At 67.5% G+C, this 20,647-nt stretch carries 20 protein-coding genes; 7 read left to right on the forward strand and 13 right to left on the reverse strand.

The features are described from left to right. Nucleotides 1–11 precede the first annotated feature (11 nt). The 6 genes from ABD260_RS25285 to ABD260_RS25310 all read right to left on the reverse strand — a co-directional run bounded on the left by ABD260_RS25285 (nt 12) and on the right by ABD260_RS25310 (nt 5,290). On the reverse strand, nt 12–1,160 hold the full coding sequence (locus tag ABD260_RS25285) for an Mrp/NBP35 family ATP-binding protein (protein WP_344237046.1): 1,149 nt from the start codon (nt 1,158–1,160) through the stop codon (nt 12–14). A 171-nt stretch (nt 1,161–1,331) separates the two neighbouring features. Next, nucleotides 1,332–1,895, reverse strand: a complete 564-nt coding sequence (gene pspAB, locus ABD260_RS25290) for a PspA-associated protein PspAB (protein ID WP_344237048.1) — start codon at nt 1,893–1,895, stop codon at nt 1,332–1,334. Nucleotides 1,896–1,899: 4 nt separating this feature from the next. After that, nucleotides 1,900–2,799 (reverse strand): zinc metalloprotease HtpX, encoded by a 900-nt coding sequence (gene htpX, locus ABD260_RS25295; RefSeq protein WP_344237050.1) that lies wholly within the window; start codon nt 2,797–2,799, stop codon nt 1,900–1,902. Between the two features lie 43 nt (nt 2,800–2,842). Next, nucleotides 2,843–3,442: a DUF1003 domain-containing protein gene (locus ABD260_RS25300; protein ID WP_344237052.1), complete on the reverse strand. Its 600-nt coding sequence runs from the start codon at nt 3,440–3,442 to the stop codon at nt 2,843–2,845. Next, nucleotides 3,432–4,718 carry a magnesium transporter MgtE N-terminal domain-containing protein gene (locus ABD260_RS25305; protein ID WP_344237054.1) on the reverse strand — a complete coding sequence of 429 codons (1,287 nt, stop codon included), beginning with the start codon at nt 4,716–4,718 and terminating at the stop codon, nt 3,432–3,434. Before ABD260_RS25305 ends, ABD260_RS25300 begins: the two co-directional genes overlap by 11 nt. A gap of 44 nt (nt 4,719–4,762) precedes the next feature. Beyond that, nucleotides 4,763–5,290: a hypothetical protein gene (locus ABD260_RS25310; RefSeq protein WP_344237056.1), complete on the reverse strand. Its 528-nt coding sequence runs from the start codon at nt 5,288–5,290 to the stop codon at nt 4,763–4,765. 113 nt (nt 5,291–5,403) lie between these two features. Between ABD260_RS25310 and ABD260_RS25315 the strand changes: the two genes are divergently transcribed. Then, entirely contained in the window at nt 5,404–6,672 is a 1,269-nt protein-coding gene (locus tag ABD260_RS25315; protein WP_344237058.1) for a YeeE/YedE family protein, read from the forward strand. Nucleotides 6,673–6,813: 141 nt separating this feature from the next. Next, nucleotides 6,814–7,776, forward strand: coding sequence for an HpcH/HpaI aldolase/citrate lyase family protein (locus ABD260_RS25320; RefSeq protein ID WP_344237060.1), 963 nt, complete (start codon nt 6,814–6,816; stop codon nt 7,774–7,776). Between the two features lie 73 nt (nt 7,777–7,849). On the opposite strand, the gene ABD260_RS25325 is transcribed toward ABD260_RS25320, so the two are convergent. Further along, nucleotides 7,850–8,506: a peptidylprolyl isomerase gene (locus ABD260_RS25325; RefSeq protein WP_344237062.1), complete on the reverse strand. Its 657-nt coding sequence runs from the start codon at nt 8,504–8,506 to the stop codon at nt 7,850–7,852. A gap of 132 nt (nt 8,507–8,638) precedes the next feature. Between ABD260_RS25325 and ABD260_RS25330 the strand changes: the two genes are divergently transcribed. Both ABD260_RS25330 and ABD260_RS25335 read left to right on the forward strand, forming a co-directional pair. Next, the gene (locus ABD260_RS25330; protein ID WP_344237064.1) at nt 8,639–10,129 is read left to right on the forward strand and encodes a serine/threonine-protein kinase; all 1,491 of its coding nucleotides are present in this window, start codon (nt 8,639–8,641) and stop codon (nt 10,127–10,129) included. Between the two features lie 133 nt (nt 10,130–10,262). Next, complete coding sequence (locus tag ABD260_RS25335; RefSeq protein WP_344237066.1) at nt 10,263–11,453, forward strand: acyl-CoA dehydrogenase family protein; 1,191 nt, start codon at nt 10,263–10,265, stop codon at nt 11,451–11,453. 101 nt (nt 11,454–11,554) lie between these two features. Here ABD260_RS25335 and ABD260_RS25340 read toward each other — a convergent pair whose 3' ends face one another. Further along, nucleotides 11,555–12,559 (reverse strand): ArsR/SmtB family transcription factor, encoded by a 1,005-nt coding sequence (locus ABD260_RS25340; RefSeq protein WP_344237068.1) that lies wholly within the window; start codon nt 12,557–12,559, stop codon nt 11,555–11,557. A gap of 208 nt (nt 12,560–12,767) precedes the next feature. Beyond that, entirely contained in the window at nt 12,768–13,874 is a 1,107-nt protein-coding gene (locus tag ABD260_RS25345) for a magnesium and cobalt transport protein CorA (RefSeq protein ID WP_344237070.1), read from the reverse strand. Nucleotides 13,875–13,950: 76 nt separating this feature from the next. Between ABD260_RS25345 and ABD260_RS25350 the strand changes: the two genes are divergently transcribed. Together ABD260_RS25350 and ABD260_RS25355 are read left to right on the forward strand one after the other, a co-directional pair. Beyond that, nucleotides 13,951–14,514 (forward strand): YflT domain-containing protein, encoded by a 564-nt coding sequence (locus ABD260_RS25350; protein ID WP_344237072.1) that lies wholly within the window; start codon nt 13,951–13,953, stop codon nt 14,512–14,514. A gap of 115 nt (nt 14,515–14,629) precedes the next feature. Further along, nucleotides 14,630–15,136 carry a MaoC family dehydratase gene (locus ABD260_RS25355; RefSeq protein WP_344237074.1) on the forward strand — a complete coding sequence of 169 codons (507 nt, stop codon included), beginning with the start codon at nt 14,630–14,632 and terminating at the stop codon, nt 15,134–15,136. Nucleotides 15,137–15,263: 127 nt separating this feature from the next. Here the strand turns inward: ABD260_RS25355 and ABD260_RS25360 are convergent, their stop codons facing one another. The 4 genes from ABD260_RS25360 to ABD260_RS25375 are packed head-to-tail and all read right to left on the reverse strand — an operon-like array spanning nt 15,264 to nt 19,637. After that, nucleotides 15,264–16,562, reverse strand: a complete 1,299-nt coding sequence (locus ABD260_RS25360; RefSeq protein WP_344237076.1) for an alpha-L-fucosidase — start codon at nt 16,560–16,562, stop codon at nt 15,264–15,266. A gap of 18 nt (nt 16,563–16,580) precedes the next feature. Next, nucleotides 16,581–17,432: a carbohydrate ABC transporter permease gene (locus ABD260_RS25365; protein WP_344237077.1), complete on the reverse strand. Its 852-nt coding sequence runs from the start codon at nt 17,430–17,432 to the stop codon at nt 16,581–16,583. Further along, the gene (locus tag ABD260_RS25370; protein WP_344237078.1) at nt 17,422–18,363 is read right to left on the reverse strand and encodes a carbohydrate ABC transporter permease; all 942 of its coding nucleotides are present in this window, start codon (nt 18,361–18,363) and stop codon (nt 17,422–17,424) included. Before ABD260_RS25370 ends, ABD260_RS25365 begins: the two co-directional genes overlap by 11 nt. Then, nucleotides 18,363–19,637 carry an ABC transporter substrate-binding protein gene (locus ABD260_RS25375; protein WP_344237080.1) on the reverse strand — a complete coding sequence of 425 codons (1,275 nt, stop codon included), beginning with the start codon at nt 19,635–19,637 and terminating at the stop codon, nt 18,363–18,365. Before ABD260_RS25375 ends, ABD260_RS25370 begins: the two co-directional genes overlap by 1 nt. 189 nt (nt 19,638–19,826) lie before the next feature. On the opposite strand from ABD260_RS25375, the gene ABD260_RS25380 reads away from it, so the two are divergent. After that, nucleotides 19,827–20,519: a FadR/GntR family transcriptional regulator gene (locus ABD260_RS25380; protein WP_344237082.1), complete on the forward strand. Its 693-nt coding sequence runs from the start codon at nt 19,827–19,829 to the stop codon at nt 20,517–20,519. The last annotated feature ends 128 nt before the right edge of the window (nt 20,520–20,647 follow it).

Below are 20,647 nucleotides of genomic sequence, written 5' to 3' on the forward strand. Positions count from 1 at the left end.
CGGGTAGGGGGTCAGCGGCCGACGGGAGAGAGGCCCAACTGGCGGCCCAGGAGGCCGCGGGGTTTGCCGCCGAGGGTGGAGGCGATTTTGGCGAGGATCTGGGCTGCCGGGGCTTCCGGGTCGGCGCCGGCGAGCGGCTGGCCGAGGTCGCCGCCGGAGCGTAGGCGCTCGTCGAGCGGGATCTCACCCAGCAGCGGGATCTGGTACCCGAGCCGCGCCGACAGCGTCTCCGCCACCCGGGTCCCGCCACCCGAACCGAAGATCTCGATCCGGTGCTCCGGACCGCAGTGCGGGCACGGCAGGTACGACATGTTCTCGATCACGCCGGCGACCCGCTGGTGCACCATCTGCGCCATGGTTCCGGCCCGCTCGGCCACCTCGGCGGCGGCCTCCTGCGGCGTCGTCACCACGATCACCTCGGCGCTGGTCAGCCGCTGACCGACCGAGATCGCGATGTCACCCGTACCCGGTGGCAAGTCCAGGAGCAGTACGTCGAGATCGCCCCAGTACACGTCTGCCAGCATCTGGACCAGCGCCCGGTCCAGGATCGGGCCGCGCCAGGCGACCACCTGATCGCGCTTCGGCTTCAGCATGCCGATCGAGATCACCTTCAGGCCGTGCGCGGGCACCGGCATGATCATGTCGTCGACAGCGGTCGGCCGCTCGTCCGCGACACCGAGCATGGCCGGCACCGAGTGCCCGTAGATGTCCGCGTCGAGGACGCCGACCGAGAGCCCCTGGCGCGCCATCGCGACCGCCAGGTTGACGGTGACGGACGACTTGCCGACGCCGCCCTTGCCGGAGGCGATCGCGAACACCTTGGTCAGCGAGTCGGCCCGGGAGAACGGGATCTCCTTCTCCGCGACGCCGCCGCGGAGTTGGGTCTGCAGGGCGGAGCGCTGCTCGGCGGACATCACGCCGAGGTCGATCTCGACCCCGGTGACGCCGTCGAGTTTGCTCACCGCGGCGGTGACGTCGCGCCGGAGGGTGTCCTTCATCGGGCACCCGGCGACCGTCAGCAGCACGCGCACGGCGACCACGCCGTCGTCCCGGACGAGGACGGATTCGACCATCCCCAGGTCCGTGATCGGCTTCTTGATCTCGGGATCCAGCACTCCACCGAGCGCTGCGGTCACCTGCTCAGCAGTAGTGGCAGCCATGCCCCAAGGCTACGTGGTCCCCGCCCCACACCGGACCACGGTCCATGTGACGTACCTCCACCAACCCAAACCCGACCGCCCAACACCGGTGGATATCCACCGGTGTGGTGGGTTCTCCACTGGTACACGGGTGGAGAACCCTACAGACGGGTGGATATCCACCCGTGTGGGTCAGAGGCCGGGGGCGCCGTAGATGGGGAACCAGCGGGAGAGGTCTGGTTCGAAGCGGAGGTCGGCGCCTACGACTGACTTGATCTGGAGTTCGGCGGCGTTGTCGCGGCGGTCGGTGCCGACGGGGACGAACGGGTACCAGGAGCCGCGCTTGTACAGGTAGACCAGGCCCATGGTCTGGCTGCCGTTGGTGAAGGTGACCAGGGTGCAGAGCAGTGAGGTGCCGAAGCCGGAGTCGACCAGGGAGGTGTTCACCGCATGCAGGTCGGTGACCAGGGTCTCCAGGTCATCCGGTGCGGTTTCGCGTACCAGCCAGGTGAAGCCGTACGAGTCGGTCGTACTGGTGAATTTGCCGTTGTCCAGCGCGAGCAGCTTGTCGACCTCGTCGCGAAGTGTGGAGAACCCACCGCCCTCGGCTGCTTTGAAGCAGACGGAGCCGCTACCGGTTGGGCGGTAGTCGGCCGCGGTCTCCAGAGTGATCGCGGCCGACGGAAGCGAGAACAACTGATCAAGGTTCGGCGGAACAGCTTTGCTCCTGCCAAGCAGGATGTCTAAAAGACCCATAGCCCTAAGCTTGCTCGCCCAGCTGGCGGGAGAGGGCACCGAGGCGCTCCAGGCGTGTCTCCAGGGTCGGGTGGGTGGAGAACAGGTTCGACAGGCTGGCGCCCTTGCCGGAGATGGCCGGGGCGAAGAAGAACGCGTTGAATGCTTCCGCCTGGCGCAGGTCGCGGGACGGGATCCTGGCGATGTCCCCGCTGATCTTGGTCAGCGCGGAGGCCAGCGTCGAAGGTCTGCCGGTGAGCATCGCCCCGGCTCGGTCGGCGGCGAGCTCGCGGTAGCGGGACAGGGTCCGGGTGAGCAGGAACGAGATCGCGTACACGGCCACCGACACCGCGATGATGGTCAGCACGATGATCGCGGTGTTCTGGTCACGGTTCCGGCCCAGGCCGCCGTACAGGCCGAAGCGGGTGATCAGGCCGGCCAGTACGCCGAGGAAGGATGCGATCGTCATCACCGCGACGTCCCGGTGCGCGACGTGTGACAGCTCGTGCGACAGCACGCCCTCCAGCTCGTCCTGGTCCAGGCGGCGCATGATGCCGGTGGTGACGCAGACCACAGCGTTCTTCGGGTTGCGGCCGGTGGCGAAGGCGTTCGGCAGGTCCACGTCGGCGATCGCCACCCGCGGCTTCGGCATGTCGGCCAGCGCGCACAGGCGGTCGATCGCGCCGTGCAGCTCCGGCGCCTCCTCCGGCGTGACGATCCGGCCGTGCATCGCGTACAGCGCGATCCGGTCGGAGAACCAGTACTGGACGAACAGCATCCCGCCGGCGATCACCACCGCGATGACGGCGCTTCTGGTCAGTGCGATCAGCAGCGCCACGAAGCCCACGTACAGCAGGCCGAGCAGGAAGCTGGTCACCACCATCCGGCTGGACAGCCCCCGGTCGGGCGCGAATCGAGTCTTCATCCCACGTCCTTCTTCCTCACCTGTTAGTGAGGGTAGCTCGCAGTCAAACCCGGTCGTCTTCGCGGCTGTCCAGGTCGGTGAGGAGGGAGCGGAGCTCGGAGCGGAGGAAGTCGCGGGTGGCGACCTCGCCGACGGCCATCCGCAGCGACGCCATCTCGCGGGCCAGGAACTCCATGTCCGCCCGGGTCCGGGAGTCCACGTCCCGGTCGCGCTCGTACTGGACCCGGTCGCGGGCCTCCTGGCGGTTCTGGGCGAGCAGGATCAGCGGCGCGGCGTACGACGCCTGCAGGCTGAGCGCCAGCGTCAGGAAGATGAACGGGTACTGGTCGAAGCGCAGGCTCGACGGGGCGAAGATGTTCCAGCCGATCCAGAACAGGATCGTCACGGTCATGTAGACCAGGAACTGCCCGGTGCCGAGGAACCGCGCGATCCGCTCGGACAGCCGGCCGAACGCGTCCGCGTCGTACGTCGGCCGCGGTACGAACGTCCGCCGCCAGTCACGGGGGATGTCCAGCCGGGCCGTACCGCGAAACACCTTGCGCTCGTCCGAGCTACGCCTGCGCTCATCCGATGTACGGCGGCGCTCTTCGGTGGTACTGCTCCGCGGGCGGCGGTCGTCGGTGCTGCGGTCGTCACGTGGCATCGTGGTCCACCTCCTGCGGCTCGTGCTCGTGCGGCTCGGGGTGATCGCGCTCCCGCCAGTCATCGGGGAGCAGATGGTCTAGTACGTCGTCTACCGTCACCGCACCGAGTAGCCGGCCCTCGTCGTCCAGTACTGGTGCGGCAACCAAGTTGTACGTGGCCAGGTACTTGCTGACGGTCTGCAGGCTGTCGTCCGGACGTAGTCCGTCCAGGTCGGTGTCCAGCGCTGCGGACACCAACTCCGACGGTGGTTCACGGAGCAGCCGCTGGATGTGGCCGATGCCAATGAACCGACCTGTCGGCGTCTCCAGCGGTGGCCGGCAGACGTAGATCATGGCGGCCAGTGCGGGGCTCAGGTCTGCATTGCGTACGTGGGCCAGCGCATCTGCCACTGTGGCGTCTACAGGCAGGATGACCGGCTCTGACGTCATCAGTCCGCCAGCAGTGTGCTCTTCGTACGTCAGCAGCCGCCGCACGTCTTCTGCTTCGTCTGGTTCCATCAGCGTCAGCAGGCGTTCCGCTGTGTCGGTTGGCAGCTCTGCGATCAGGTCAGCGGCGTCGTCCGGGGACATCTCCTCCAGTACGTCCGCGGCGCGCTCGGTGTCCAGTCCGGCCAGGATCTCGACCTGGATGTCCTCCGGCAGCTCCTCCAGCACATCGGCCAGCCGCTCGTCGTCCAGTGCCACCGCGATCTCTTTACGTCGCTTGGCAGACAGGTCATGCAGTACGCCGGCCAGGTCAGCCGCCCGCATCGACTCGAACGCAGCGAGGATGTGGGTCGCGCCCTGTCCTTCCTCGACCTGAGTGAACCCGCTGACATCGGTCCAGTCGAGTACGTGGGTCTGTCCGCGACGCCGGAACCTCTTGGAACCCTCCCGCACCGCCACCTTGGTCAGCAGCCAGTCCCTGGTCCGCCACTGCTCCATGGCCATGTCGAACACCACAGCGGTCGCGCCGGTGTCGGCAATGGTGACGGTCCGGTCGAGCAACTCGCCCAGTACGAGCACTTCGGTCGCTCGCTGTTCGAACCGGCGCATGTTCAGCAGACCGGTGGTGATGACGTGCCCGACGTCCACCGAGGTGACCCGGGTCATCGGCAGGAAGATGCGGCGCCGGGTGAACACCTCGACCACCAGACCGAGTACGCGCGGCGGCTGGTTGCCCTGGCGCATCATCGTGACGACGTCCCGGATCTTGCCGACCTGGTCGCCGTTCGGGTCGTACACGGGCAGCCCGGCCAGCCGAGCGACGTAAACCCGCGACGGAGATCCGGTCATGTCCGAAGGCTAACCCGCCGGACCGGAGTCTTGGCTGAGGACGCTCAGCTGAGCTTCGGGCGGCGGCGAATCCGGCGGTGCAGGGTGATCGGGGGTTTGCCGCGGGTGGTTGCCCGGCTCGGCGGCGGCGTCTCGGCCCGCGGGGTCGCGTCGAACTGCCCGGCCGACTCGCTGATCTCACCGGTCGGCTCCAGCACCAGGATGTCGGCCTCGGACCGCCAGCGCTCGAGCTGGGTGTCCAGTCCGGCCGCGTTGAGCCGCTCGGTCCGGAGCACCTGCGCCGCGGCCGTCCACTCGTCGCTACCGGGCTCGAGGCGCCGTACGGTCGCTTGCCAGCTCGCCAACCGGTTCATGGCCGGTTTGGCGGGTACGACGACCTGCGCCGCGCCGGAGCTGACCAACCCCGGCAACGGCTGCTCCGCGCTGTCGGCCCTGTCCGCGAGCACGACGTACTGCCCTTCGACGGTGGCGAACCAGGCCGGCACCGCACGCCGCCCGTCCCAGGCCAGCCAGACCAGCCCGGCCTTCTTCATCACCCCGGCGATCTCGGCAACCGCCTCCTCGATGCTCACGCCCCAAGCGTGTCACACCGCGCGCCCTTCCGGCTTGCCCCGAATGTCTACCGATCAGGTCCGGATTCTGAGATCGGCAGTAGTGCGGTGAATTCGCTTTCTATCGTTGCACTATGGCCACCACGATCATCCCGCCCGTGGCGCGGAGGCTGTTCGACGCCGTCACGTCCGTACCCGCCCCCGCTCCGTCCGCTCTTGGCCCGGTCAACCGCATCCCGCTCGTCGTCGCCGCGGCCGGCGCGATCGTGCTGGAGGTCGTGGTCTGGTCGGCGCACGGTGCCAAACCCGGCGTGCTGTTGCTGCTCGGGCTGGGTCTCGGTCTGGCGCTGTTCCACTCCCGCTTCGGATTCACGTCCGCCTGGCGGCAACTGGTTGCTGTCGGCAATGGAACCGGGTTGCGGGCGCACACGCTGCTGCTCGGCACCACGGCAACGCTGTTCGCACTGGTGATCGGCACGGGGACAGGGCTGTTCGGAACCACGCCGAAGCCGGCTGATGGACCGCTGGGGATCGGCTTAGTGGTCGGAGCGTTCCTGTTCGGCATCGGCATGCAGCTCGGTGGCGCATGCGCGTCCGGCACGCTGTTCGCGGTCGGCTCCGGGCAGTCCGCGATTGTGTTGACTCTGGGCGGCTTCATCCTCGGCTCAGTGCTTTACACGTGGCAGTACGGGTTGGTGGACGACCTGCCGGCGCTGCCTGCGCTTGTGCTGGCTGATCACGTCGGCTGGTTCGGGTCATGGCTGATCACCATCGCCGCACTGGCTGTGGTGTTCGCGGTGTCGAAGGTGGTGCAGGCCAGGCGCGTACCTCCGCCGGTCGGCGCGGTTCCGAGTACGCGTGGAGTTGCGCGAGTGATCCGGGGCTCCTGGCCGTTGTGGGTGGGTGCCCTGGTGCTGGCGGTGCTGGGCGCTGGTGTGTTGCTGGTGTCGGGTGGTCCTTGGGGGATCACCAGTGCGTTCGCGCTGTGGGGTGCGAAGTTCCTGCAGGCGATTGGGCTGCACCCGGAGAGCTGGGCGTTCTGGCAGCAGCCCGCGCAGGCGAAGATGCTGGCCGGGCCGGTGCTGGCCGACAAGAACAGCCTGACCGATCTGGGCATTGTGTTCGGTGCAGCGATCGCATCGGCGGCCGGGGGAGCGTGGGTGCTGCACCGGCGCATTCCGTGGCGTACGGCGTTGGCGGCTGTGCTTGGCGGCGTGATCATGGGTATCGGCGCACGGCTGGCCGGCGGCTGCAACATCGGCGCGTACTTGGCCGGGATCGCCTCCGGCAGTCTGCACGGCTGGGTGTGGGGTCTGGCGGCGCTGGCTGGTACGTGGGTCGGTCTGCGCGGACGTACGCTCTTCCAGCTGGGCAATCCCGCGCCCCGCGACTCGATCTGCTGACTCAACGATCGCCCGCGCGTACGGCCTGACTGCACGGTGAATCGGGCCACACTCGGTAGGGAAGTGAGCCGGGTCACCGGGACAGCGGCGGCGCAGGCCGTACGCTGCCGGTGACCGGTGGGTAACCGAGTGGAGGACGCGATGACGGAACAGGTTTTGCGTAGTCGGCGGTCGTGCCTGGCCACGCCCGGCTCGAACCCGCGGTTCCTCGCGAAGGCGAAGGGGCTGGACGCGGACCAGGTGTTCCTGGACCTCGAGGACTCGGTCGCGCCGATCGCCAAGCCGGACGCGCGGAAGAACATCGTCGCCGCGCTGAACGAAGGCGGCTGGGGGAACAAGCTGCGGGTGGTCCGGGTGAACGACTGGACCACCGAGTGGACGTACGCCGACGTGATCGAGGTCGTGTCCGGCGCGGGCGCGAACCTGGACTGCATCATGCTGCCGAAGGTGCAGACCGCCGAGCAGGTGGTCGCGCTCGACCTGCTGCTCACCCAACTGGAGAAGGTGCACGGCTACGAGCCCGGCCGGATCGGTATCGAGGCGCAGATCGAGAACGCGCTCGGGCTCACCAATGTCAACGCGATCGCGACCGCCTCGCCGCGGGTGGAGACGATCATCTTCGGCCCGGCCGACTTCATGGCGTCGATCAACATGAAGTCGCTGGTCGTCGGCGAGCAGCCGCCCGGGTACGACGTCGGCGACGCGTACCACTACATCCTGATGCAGATCCTGATGGCCGCCCGCGCGCACGGCAAGCAGGCGATCGACGGGCCGTACCTGCAGATCAAGGAAGTGGACGGCTTCCGCCGCGTCGCCGGCCGCTCCGCCGCGCTCGGTTTCGACGGCAAGTGGGTGCTGCACCCGGACCAGATCGCCGCCGCGAACGAGGTGTACTCGCCGCGCCAGGAGGATTACGACCACGCCGAGAACATCCTCGACGCCTACGACAACTACACCTCCGCCGCCGGTGGCGCCCGCGGCGCGGTGATGCTCGGCGACGAGATGATCGACGAGGCCTCCCGCAAGATGGCGCTCGTCATCTCCGCCAAGGGCCGCGCCGCCGGCCTCACCCGCACCGACATCTGGCAGCCCCCAGCGGACTGACGCCCTCGATAGCGGGTTATGTCACCACTGGCGGGTTATAACACGGCATCCGCGCCACAACCCGCCAGCCGGCTCAGCGGGCCCAGACCTTGAGGATGCGGATCGGCTTGGCCGGTGGGCCGTCCTGGTCGGGGTCGGCGATGCCGGCTGCGACCATGCGGTCGAAGGCGTCCATGCCGGCGATCACGTGGCCGAGCACGCTGTAGTTCGGCGGGATGTTCGCGAACGAGTGCACGACGAAGAACTCCGACCCGTTCGTACCCGGCCCTTGGTTGCCGTAGGCAACGGTGCCGCGTGGGTAGGTCTCCTTGCCGGACACCTCGTCAGGGAACTTGTACCCCGGGCCGCCCTCTTCCTGGCGGTAGATTTCGCCGCACTGCAGCACACCGAGCCGCGCCGAGTTGGTCAGCCGGAAGCACTGCGTGGCGTCGTAGAACCGGCTGCGCACCAAGTGCACGAAGTTGTGTACGCCGCACGGTGCGCCGGCGCGGTCCATCCGTACGACGAACGGCCCGTAGTTGGTCACGAAGTACACGTCGACAGTGCCCTTGGCCTTCGCTACCGGACTGGGCAGCCGGACCGGTTTGGCCGCCGGGTTCTCCGGTGTCGGCGTGAACTCGCATTTCACCACCGGCTTCGGGTGCTGGGCCGGCGCGGCGGACGCTGTCGTGGTCGTGAGGGTCGCGGCGACCAGGGCGGCCGCGATCAGGGCGGGGATCGATCGCTTCATGCGACGTACCGTAGTACGCCAATCGCTCCGCGTAGAGGGTTCCGCAGAGGTTGTTCAGGGATTCCCTCGCGGACTCGATCCTCACGCGCATCCCGCCTAAGGTGTTCCGGTCCGCTGCGGAAGGTGTGGTGCGTGAACGGCGAGGTACTGGCAGGTCGGTACCGGTTGCTGACCCTGCTCGGCAGAGGCGGCGCAGGTGAGGTGTGGGCGGCCGAGGACACGGTTCTCGCTCGTCAGGTGGCGTTGAAGCTGTTGCGCAGCCTCGACGGTGACCCGATGGACGCGGTCGACCGGTTCCGGGCCGAGGCACAGTCAGCCGCTCGGCTGATGCACCCGAACGTGGTCGCGACGTACGACGTCGGCACTGAGGGCGAGCACGTCTTCCTGGTGATGGAGCTGGTCCAAGGACCTGATCTGGCGCAGCTGATGCGCAACTCCGGTCTGCCCAGTGCCCAGCTGGTTGCCGACATCGCGGTTCAGGGCGCCCGTGCGCTCGACGCGGCGCATGCGGCCGGTGTGGTGCACCGCGACATCAAACCGGCGAACCTGATGCTGACGCCGGACGGCACACTCAAGATGACCGACTTCGGCATCGCCAAGCGCGCCGGCAACGAGACGACCGGACTGGGCGTACTGCTCGGCACAGCGTCCTACGTATCCCCGGAGCAGGTACGTGGCGAGCCGGCCACTCCTGCCAGCGACTGGTACGCGTTCGGCTGCGTACTGCACGAGCTGCTGACCGGGGCGCCACCGTTCTCCGATCCGACAGTCGATGTGGTGATGCGACAGCACCTGGATGCGGTACCGCCACCTGTGGCGCGTGCTGACGTACCAGGGGAGCTGTCCGGTCTGGTCACGCACTTGCTGGCCAAGAACCCGGGCGACCGGCCCTCGTCCGCCGCACAGGTGTCTGCGCTGCTCACACCGTCCAACAAGACGCAGGTGCTGCCGCTACCCGCTGCGGACGCTGCGGGCGTGGGCGACGCTGCTGAGGTGGTCGGCGCGACCGGCGTGGCTGGTGTGGTCGGTGTGGGGAAGTGGGAGGAGTCGGAGCCTCGGACGCATCGGGCGGCTGCTAGCGGCCGGTCCCCGCTGCTGAAGGTGGGTGTGGCTGCTGCTGTCGTAGTCGTCGGTGTGGTGGCGGCGTTGCTGTTGCGTGCCGGTCTGTCGAGTGACCAGCCGACTGCACAGGCAGGTGGTACGCCGTCTGCCCCGGTGCAGAAGGCGACTGCCGCACCGAAGACCACGCCAGTGCCGACGAAAACATCCTCCAAGCCGCCTAGTACGAAGCCGACCCCCAAGCAGACACCGCAGAACTCGCGTGGCGTACTGGTGCAGCGGCTGCGCAGTCTGGCGGCGCAGGTGCGGGCCACTGAGAACAACCAGTCCGGTGGGCACGGCAACCAGGGCAAGGCGCCGCGTGAGGCAGCCAAGGACCTGGATCAGGCCGCAGAGGCTGTTGACGAGGGGGACCTGCAGTCAGCGGGTGAGCACTTCTACGCGGCCCGGCAGCGGCTGTTCGAGGCGCAGGTACGGCGGCGCTGGCAGGCGACACCTGAGATCGTCACACTCTTCGGCACGCTCAGCCGCACCCTCCCGCGCCCTGAGTCAGACAACGAGTAGCCCGCCAGGCTCCGGCCGGCTAGTGAGGCACGCGACCTTCAACAGGTGGCCGGTGTCACAGCGGGTGTCACCCTCGCACCGGGATGCTGATAACCGCGATACTCACGGGTAAGCCGTCCGAAGGAGGCGCACGATGAGCAGGTTGCAGCAGACCGACGGGCTGACCGACATCCAGGAGGAGATCCTGAAGACGGTCCGGGCCTTCGTGGAAGCGGAGATCCTCCCGGTCGCCACCGAGCTCGAGCACCGCGACGAGTACCCGGCCGAGATCGTCGAGGGCCTCAAGGAGCTCGGCCTGTTCGGCCTGATGATCCCCGAGGAGTACGGCGGCCTGGGCGAATCGCTGCTCACGTACGCGCTCTGCGTCGAGGAGATCGCCCGCGGCTGGATGAGCGTCTCCGGCATCATCAACACCCACTTCATCGTCGCGTACATGCTGCTCCAGCACGGCACCGACGAGCAGAAGCAGAAGTACCTGCCCCGGATGGCCACCGGCGAGGTGCGCGGCGCGTTCTCGATGTCCGAACCGGGCTGTGGTTCCGACGTGGCCGCGATCAAGACCAAGGCCACCCGCGACGGCGGCCAGTACATGATCAACGGGCAGAAGATGTGGCTGACCAACGGCGGCTCGTCCAACCTGGTCGCCGTGCTCACCAAGACCGACGAGGGCCAGGACTCGGTCTACAAGAACATGACCACGTTCCTGGTCGAGAAGGAGCCCGGCTTCGGCGAGGTCGACAAGGGCCTGACGGTGCCGGGCAAGATCGAGAAGATGGGCTACAAGGGCGTCGACACCACCGAGCTGGTGTTCGACGGCTACCGGATCGATGCCGGGCAGATCCTCGGTGGCGTACCGGGCAAGGGCTTCTACCAGATGATGGACGGCGTCGAGGTCGGCCGGGTGAACGTGGCCGCCCGCGGTTGTGGGGTGGCGCGCAGGGCGTTCGAGCTCGGCATTTCGTACGCGCAGCAACGGGAAACGTTCGGCAAGAAGATCGCGGACCACCAGGCGGTGCTGTTCCGGCTGGCCGACATGGCGGTCAAGGTCGAGGCGGCGCACGAGCTGATGGTGAAGGCGGCCCGGAAGAAGGACAGCGGCTCCCGCAACGACTTCGAGGCCGGTGTGGCGAAGTACCTGGCGAGTGAGTACTGCGCGCAGGTGGTGGAGGACTCGTTCCGCATCCACGGCGGCTACGGCTTCTCCAAGGAGTACGAGATCGAGCGGCTGTACCGCGAGGCGCCGATGCTGCTGATCGGCGAGGGCACCGCCGACATCCAGCGAATGATCATCGGCCGCCGCCTGCTGGAGGACTACAAGCTGTAAGACCCTGCCCCCAGCGAAGCGGTAAACCTGCCCGGTGCGCTGGGTCGACAGGCGGGGCGGTGCCGGTCGGCCCAGCGCACAGCAGGGCAGGGTCTGAGGGGCTAGGCGGGTTGCCTGGTGTGGCCGGAGCCGTACCCGGACAGCAGCCAGATGCCCAGCTGGGTGATCTCGTGCCGGACCGACGCGCCGGCCCGGCGGGTGGTGATCAGCCCGGCTTCGCGGAGCACCGTCGCCTGGTGGCTGGCGGCGGCCGGGGAGATCTTGCAGCGTTTCGCCAGCTCCGTCGTCGTACACCCCGCGACCGTCGCCTCCAGCGCGGCGGCCCGGGTGGAACCGAGCAGCGAACCCAGCGGGTCACTCGACGGCGTTGCCTCCACCGACGCCTGCCGCAGGATGCCGGGCGCATGCTGGATCGGGTACACCAGGATCGGTTTCAGATCCGGGTCCCGCAGCTTGGTCGGTACCTGCCAGCAGAACGCCGAAGGCTGCAACTCGATTCCCCTGCCATCGAGATACAGATCGCGGTCGTTCATGTCGAGCACCTGCAGGACCGGTGCCACCCACCGGACCCGCGGGTGCAACGACGACAGCAATCGGTCGACACCGTGCCTGGCCAGCGCCTCCCCACGATGGGCGTGGTCAGCTGACACGTGCGTGCCGATCGACTTCCAGTACGGCGCGATGGCCGCGTCGTGGTACGTACGGATCGCGCGTCCGAGCTTCTGCATCGACGTCCGCCCGCCCTGAGCCAGCTCCCGGGTCCACGGCGACGGCGGCCGGTACTTGCCGAGCAGGTCGATCTGGCACTGGACCTGCTGCCGCGGTGTCGCCAGCGCCAGCTCCAGCGCGGAGTCGAAGTCCGGCGCGGACTCGGCCGGGGTGAGGAAGTCGGGGGAGTAGCCCTTCGGCGGCGTCAGCTCCAGCAGCAGCCGCATCTGGTCCGGCGCCACCTTGGTCCGCACCTGCCGGCGCCAGTCCTCGAAGATCAGCCGGCCGTCGGACTGCTGCAGCATGTGCAGGCTCAGCAGCACCTCCCAGAGCGGCGCCGGCCTGGTGGCCACCGTGACCCGGGTCAGATCGCGTGGCGTGAAATGAATTCTTAGCACCGCGGGCCCCTCCCGTTTCCCTCATGTCACGACCGTCCCCCGACGGCTTCGGTCGCGGAAAGTGATCATTTCCTGACCGAACGCGATGCCGGAATTCAATCAAGGCACCGGATTGGTCCACAACCGTTTGAACATTCCAATCAGGTAGTACTCCTGGCCATGGCAAAAGGTTGCCAAGCCGTCCCTCAGACGGTAGAGAACACCGGGTTCAGAGCCAGTGGTTCCGCTTGAACAAGCGGTAAAGGACGAAACACGCGGCCGCCATCACGCCGAGCACGACGAAATAGGCGTACTTCAGGCGCAGCTCCGGCATGTAGCCGAAGTTCATGCCGTAGATCCCGGCGATCATCGTGGGCACCGCGAGAATGGCAACCCATGCCGAGATGCGCCGCATATCCTCGTTCTCGGCCACCTGGACCTGGGCCAGCCCGGCTTCCAGGATCGAGCTGAGCAGCTCGTCGAACGAGATCACCTGCTCCTTGACCCGTTGCAGGTGGTCGTCGACGTCGCGGAAGTAGTTCTTGATCTCGTCGGGAAACAGTGGGTGCCGGAGCGCGACAAGCGTACGCATCGGGCCGGTCAGCGGCGCCACGGCCCGTTTCAGCTCCAGCACCTCGCGCTTGAGCTGGTACACCCGGTCGATGTTCCGCCAGCCGCGTGGAGTGAACATCTCGGTCTCGATCAGGTCGATGTCCCCCTGGACCGCGTCCGCGACCTCCAGGTACCGGTCGACGACGTGGTCGGCGATCGCGTGCAGTACGGCACCTGGGCCGGCCGCCAACCGCTGCGGCTCCTGCTCGAGGTCCTGGCGGAGGCCGGCCAGCTCACTGTGCTCCCCGTGGCGCACCGTGACCACGAAGCCGGGTCCACAGAACACCATCACTTCACCGGTGGCCACGACCTCACTCGTGGCGGTCAGATCGCCGTGCGGTACGTACGTGACCGTCTTGAACACCGCGAACAAGGTGTCGCCGTACCGCTCGAGCTTGGGCCGCTGGTGCGCCTTGGCGGCGTCCTCCAACGCCAGCGGGTGCAGACCGAACTCCTGGCCGATGATGACCAGCTGGTGCTCGGTGGGCTGGAACAGCCCGATCCAGACGAACCCCTGGCCGCGCTGCGCCCGGACCAGCGCCTCGGTGTACGAATCCACCCGCCGGTCGCGCTCACCGTCCCGGTAGAGGCCCCAGTCGACCAGGGCGCCTTCCAGCTTGCCGGTGACCACGTCGTCGGGCGGGCGGCCGTCAGCGCCGGCACGCCGGGCGAACACCCTTCCCATTCGGCGTGTCGCGCCCATGTCCCACCGTCGCCCGGCCATCACCGGCGAGGCTATCAAGACGCGGTAACCAGGCGTCGGCAATGATGGGGGTGGAAGCACGTGGAGAGGAACGACGATGACCACGCAGGGCATGCCCTCGATGGACCCCCGGCCGACCGGCCTGACGATCGGGACCTATGACACCTACCGGGAGGCGCAGCGAGCTGTCGACTACCTCTCGGACGAGAAGTTCCCGGTCGAGCACACGACCATCGTCGGCAACAACCTCCGGCAGGTGGAGAAGATCACCGGCCGGCTGACCTGGAGCCGCGCGCTGACCGCGGGGCTGGCCAGCGGCGCCTGGTTCGGGCTGTTCGTCGGGCTGCTGCTGGGGCTGTTCACCAACGGCAACTGGCTGGCGGCACTGGTCACCGGTGTCGTGCTGGGCGCCTTCTTCGGGCTGGTGTTCGGCGGGCTGAGCTACGCGCAGTCGGCCGGCCGCCGCGATTTCACCTCCCGGACCGCGGTGGTGGCGACGACGTACGACGTTCTGTGCGACTTCAAGTTCGCCGAGGAGGCGCGCAACCACCTGGCCAAGCTGGCGCTCAAGGGCGAGGTGCACCCGCTCCTGCCGGACCACCCTGGCCAGCAGCCCGTTCAACAGCCGATTCAACAGCCGTTGCAGCAGCCGCGGGACTGACGCTGACCGGTGCGAGAGAGGTGACCTATCTCTCCCATCGGTGAGAGCCAGACCACGGCCCCGGACCGCCCGGATTCGGCAGCATGGGTAGCCACCCGACCGAGGAGGAACCGAGATGCAGTTCGGGCGCAGCTACGAGGAGTTCGAGGTCGGTGCGGTCTACAAGCACTGGCCCGGCAAGACGGTGACCGAGTACGACGATCATCTGTTCTGTCTGCTCACCATGAACCACCATCCGCTGCACCTGGACGCGAACTACGCGGAGCAGACCACCCAGTTCGGCAAGAACGTTGTGGTCGGCAACTACGTGTACTCGATCCTGCTCGGCATGTCGGTCCCGGACGTGAGCGGCAAGGCGATCGCGAACCTGGAGATCGAGTCGCTCCGGCACGTCGCGCCCACGTACCACGGTGACACCATCTACGGCGAGACAGTCGTGCTGGACAAGTGGGAGTCCACCTCCAAGGACGACCGCGGCATCGTGCACGTCGAAACCAAGGGCTACAAACAGGACGGCACGGTGGTCTGCCTGTTCCGCCGCAAGGTGATGGTCCCCAAGAACAACTACCTCGAAGCCCGCGGCGGCGAACAACCCGGACGCCCCGTCCCCGCCACCGACTGACCCACCCGCGCCCCCGCGCCCGCCCGCGCCGCTCCGTAACCCCGGCTTTGAGAAGCCACCACGCGTTTTCACGCCGCGAAAACACGCGGTGGCTTCACAAAGTGCGGTCAGCACAAAGTGCGGTGGGTCAGTCGAGGAACAGTTCGATGACGGGTACGAGGGTGTTCGGTTTCTGGATCGGGAGTTTCAGGGTGAGGGTGTCGGTGGAGACGCCGCCCATCGTGGTGTTCTGAGCTTGCTGGTGTGGGTTGTTGACGATGCGCTTGACCTCGGACGCATCGTTCAGGAACTGGGCGTACTTGACCTTGCCGGCGAGACCTGGCAAGTGGATGTGACCCATCGGCCAGGAGAACAGGTGCAGGTACAGCCGGTTGCCCTTCTGGGTGAAGCGGCAGTCGGCCGGCGCGGTAAGACCGGCGGCCGGCCGCGCGCCCCGGATGGACCGTTCGTGCAGCCGCATCCATTCGCCGATGTCCGCGAGGGTCGCCAGCGCCCGCGGGTCGAACTCGCCGCGCCCGGTCGGACCCACGTTCAGCAGCAGGTTGCCGTCCTTGGAGACCGAGTCGACCAGCATCTTCACCAGCGTCTCGGGCGACTTCCAGTCCAGGTTGTCGCGGTCGTACCCCCAGCTGCCGTTCAGCGTCTGGCACGCCTCCCACAGCACCGGTACGCCGTCGCGCTCCATCGGCCCGTCCGGCTGGTACTGCTCCGGCGTTACGAAGTCGCCGGGGATGTCCAGCCGGTCGTTGATCAGGATGTCCGGCTGCAGCTCCCGGACCATCGCCATCAGCTCTTCCGAGCGCCAGTCGTCGCGGCCCTTGCCGTGACCGTCCCGGCCGTCCGGGTAGTTGCGGCCCGGGTACGAGAAGTCGAACCACATGATGTCGATCGGGCCGTAGTTCGTCAGCAGCTCACGGGTCTGCGCGTGCAGATAGTCCGCGTACACCTGGATGTCGCGGCCGGCCGCCTTCGCGATCGCTTCCTCGTCGTCGCGCTGCGGATGCACCAGGTCGATCGGGAACTCCGGGTGGTGCCAGTCGATCAGCGAGTGGTAGAACCCGACTCCGAGCCCCTCGGCCCGGCACGCCTCGACGAACGGCCCGACCAGGTCCTTGCCCCAGGCGGTCTTCGCGACGGTGTAGTCGGACACCTCGGAGTCCCACAGGCAGAAACCCTCGTGGTGCTTGGTGGTCAGGACGGCGTACCGCATCCCGGCCTCGCGCGCGGCCTTCGCCCACTTGCGCGGGTCGTACAGGTCGGGCTCGAAGTGGTCGAAGTACGGCTGGTAGTCCTCGTCGGTCAGGCGTTCGTAGTTCTTCACCCACTCGTGCCGGGCCGGCAGCGAGTACAGGCCCCAGTGGACGAACAGGCCGAACCGCCAGTCGCGGAACTTCTCGACGGAATGCGCGGGAGGCGCGTCGGTCATTTCAGATCTCCTTAAGGGTTAACGGCCGCCGAGCCCGGTGACGAGCAGGCCGCGGACGAGATGTTTCTGCAACAGGACAACGAGCAAGACGGTCGGCACCATCGCCATCACCGATGCCGCCATCATCAGATTCCACTGCGTACCCTGCTGGCCGATGAACTGCGCCAGGCCGAGCGGGACCGTGCCCTTGTCCTCGACACTGTTGATGATGATCAACGGCCACAGGAAACTGCCCCAGAAACTGATGAAGGTGAACACGGTCAGGACCGCGATGGCCGGCCGCGCGAGCGGCAGCATGATCCGGAAGAACGAGCCGAACGGCCCGCAGCCGTCCACCCGGGCCGCCTCTTCCAGCTCGGCCGGGACAGTCAGGAAGAACTGGCGGAGCAGGAACGTACCGAACGCCGTGAACGCCCACGGCAGGATGAGTGCCCAGTAGCTGTCCACCCAGCCCAGCGACTGCATCAGCCAGTACATCGGCACGATCAGGACCTCCTGCGGCACCATCAACGTACCGAGGAAAAGCACGAACAGTTGCTCCCGGCCACGGAATTTCAGCCGGGCGAAGGCGTACGCGGACATGCTGGACGCGGCGACGACGACAAGTGTTCCGGCGACCGCGACGAACATGCTGTTCAGGAAGTACTTGCCGAACGGCGCGAAGCTGAACGCGTCGGCGTAGTTCTGCCAGCGGATCTGCGAGCCGAACAAGTGCGGGGTCGGGGTGAACACCTCGTCCGCGGGCTTGAGCGAGGTCGACACGGCGTACACCAGCGGGCCGAGGAAGACGATCGCGACGATCACCAGCAGGACGTGTGAAAGGCCGAGCCGGAGCCGGCGGGCGGTGGCCGAGGGGGCTTCAGACGTCATAGTTCACCCACTTCTTCTGCCCGACGAACTGGATCGCGGTGATGCCCATGATGATCACGAACAGCACCCAGCCGGCCGCCGACGCCAGCCCCATGCTGAGGAACTGCCAGCCCTGGTTGTAGACGTACATGACGATCGTCTGGGTGGACACGCCCGGTCCGCCCTGGGTCAGGATGAACGGTTGCGCGAACACCTGGAACGAGGTGATCAGCGTCATCGTGGTGGCGAAGAAGATCGACGGCGTGATCATCGGCCAGGTGATGTACCGGAAGCGCTGGAACGGCCCGGCGCCGTCGATCTGCGCCGACTCCAGCTGGGACTGCGGCACTTGGTCGAGCGCGGCCGAGAAGACCAGGAAGTTGTACCCGAAGCCCTGCCAGATCGACATCGCGACGATGGCCGGCATCGCCCAGTTCGACGAGCCGAGGAAGTTCGGCGCGTCGACACCGAACCAGCTCTTCATGCCGGCGTCGAGCAGCCCCCCGGGCTGGAAGAGCAGCCGCCAGACCATCACGTTGGCGACCATCGGCGTCATCACCGGGATGAAGAACAGCACCCGGAACGCCTGCCGGCCGCGGATCTTCGGGCCCAGCCAGGTGGCCAGGCCGAGCGAGACGACCACGTTCAGCGGGACGTAGAGGACCACGAACAGGGCGGTGTTCAGCACCACCCGGCGGAAGACCGGATCGCCCAGCAGGTGCGAGTAGTTGCCGAACCCGAGGAACTTGCGGTCACCGAACACCGGCCAGTCGAACAGGCTGATCGCGAGCGCCATCGCGGTCGGGAACAGCGTGAACAGCGCCAGCCCGCCGAGGCTCGGCGCCAGGAAGACCGACGCGTACCGGCCGTCCCGCCGCAGCGCGGGCCGGCGCCCCGCCCGGGCCGCGCGCTGCGGCGGGCCCGGGGGAGCGACGGTGGTTTCCGTTGCCATCAGGAACCAGCGCCTGCCTGGTCCTGGATGGTCTTGAGGGCCTGGTCCGGTGGGATCTCACCGTTCAGGGCCTGGGTGCCGAAGCGGGTCAGGAGGTCATTGACCTGTACCCAGTTCTTGGAGGTGATCAGCGGCACCGAGTGCTCCGACGCGTACTCGATGACCTCCTTGGCCTCCGGGATCTTCGCGGCGGTGAACCAGGCCGGGTGCGCGGCGGTCCGTGCCGGGTACGCCCGCCCGGCGGCGGCCAGCGTGGTCAGCGGCTTCTCGCTGGTCATCGACACGATCGCCTGGAACGCGGCATCCGGGGTCTTGCAGGACCGGGAGATGCCGAAACCGGAGCCGGCGGTGAAGGTCTTGGAGCCGTCCGGACCGGCCGGGATGGTGGCGATCCCGAGGTTGAACTTGACCTTGCCCAGGGTGTCGATCAGCGACCACGGGCCGTTCAGCTGCATCGCGGCCTTGCCCGAGGTGAACTGGGTGGTCTCGAAGTCACTGCTGCCGGACGGTACCTGCGGGGCGATCTTGTCGGTCTTGACGAAGTTCGCGTATGTGGTGAATCCGTCCACGAACTTCTGGTCGGTGAGGTTCAGCTTGCCGTCGGCGAGCGGCTCCGCGCCGGTCATCGTCCGCACCCAGGACGTCGTGCCGAGATCGCCGGGCGAGGTCACCAGACCGGTCTTGCCGCCGGCCGTGAGCTTCTTCGCGGCGGCCTTGAACTCGTCCATCGTCCACCCGGGCTTCGGGTCGGCGATACCGGCGGCCTTGAACAGGTCCTTGTTGTAGAAGATCACCATCGGTCCGGAGTCGTACGGGATCGCGATCTGTTTCCCGTCCGACTTCAGCCCGTCCATGATCGGCTTGTCGAAGTCCTCGGCCTTGAGGTTGTACTTCTTCATCAGGTCGTCGAGGGGCAGCATCGCGTTCGCGTACGACGCCAGCCGCAGCGACTGCATGCCGATGATGCACGGCGCCTTCCCGCTGGCCAGCAGGGTGCCGATCTTCGACCAGTAGTTGTTCCAGTCGGTGCCCTGGAGCTTGACCGTGATCCCCGAGTGGTCGGTGTGGGCCTGGTCGGCGACCTTCTGCCAGGCCGCCTGGTCCGCGGTGCCGCCGACCCAGAACTGCCAGGTCAGGTCCGCCTTGTCGGCCGAACCGGACCCACCACTACTGCTGCCGTCGTTACCGCCCCCGCAGGCGGCGACGGCCGTCAGTGCCAGCACCGACAGCGTTGCAGTCACCCAGCGGCGCGCCCGCGCTGGTGTTCCTCTCATGCTGACCTCCAAGAAGAGCTGCGATTCATCCGATCAATATGCCGGGATCTGGGTGAGAGTCAACAGTTCGTATCGGATATCCGACATATTTAAGCCGAGAAATCTTGTGCTGAGCCCTGGCGCATCCCCTAGACCTCCGATGTATGGTCCACAGACATCGGAGGTTTCGGCCGAGGGAGGGAGGGTGGCATGGCAGTCACGGATGCGGCCATCGACCGGATCAAGCAGATGATCGTGTCCGGTGAGCTGCGGCCCGGGGACCGGTTGCCGCGCGAGGCCGACCTGGCGGCCCGGCTCGGCCTGTCCCGGAACTCGCTCCGCGAGGCGGTCAAAGCACTCGCGCTGATCCGCGTTCTCGAGGTCCGGCAGGGCGACGGGACGTACGTGACGAGTCTCGATCCGGCCTTGCTGATGGAGAACATCGGCTTCGTACTGGACCTGCATCAGGACGCGTCGGTGCTGGAGTTCTTCGAAGTACGCCGGATCCTGGAGCCGGCCGCCGCCGAGCGGGCCGCGCTCCGGATGCCCGACGAGGACATCGCCGCCGTGCACAAACTGCTCGACGACCTCGGGCCGGAGCCGTCGGTTGCGGATCTGCTCGACAGCGACGTCGAGTTCCATCGGTTGATCGCGGTCGGCAGCGGCAATCGCGCGCTGGCCTCGATCATCGACTCACTGCGGCAGCCGACCTACCGGGCCCGGATCTGGCGCGGCCTGACTCAGACCGACGCGGTGGCGCGTACGCTCGCCGAGCACCGCGCGATCCTGACCGCGATCGAGGCCCACGAACCGGAAGTCGCCCGCTCCTGGGCCACCGTCCACATCGTCGGCGTCGAACGCTGGATCCAGGAAGCCGTCGACCTCGACGACCCCCGCCGCTAGGCCCCCGCTCTACGCCGCCCCAAACCGGTTTGGGGCGTTCTGCCCGACCGAATCGGGCGGTGCGGCTCCCCAGTCGCGGTTGGAACCCGCCCCAAACCGGTTTGGGGCGGGGCGGCGCGGGAGCGGGG

The organism is Kribbella hippodromi, from assembly GCF_039531045.1.
GTDB classification, from domain to species: Bacteria; Actinomycetota; Actinomycetes; order Propionibacteriales; family Kribbellaceae; genus Kribbella; species Kribbella hippodromi.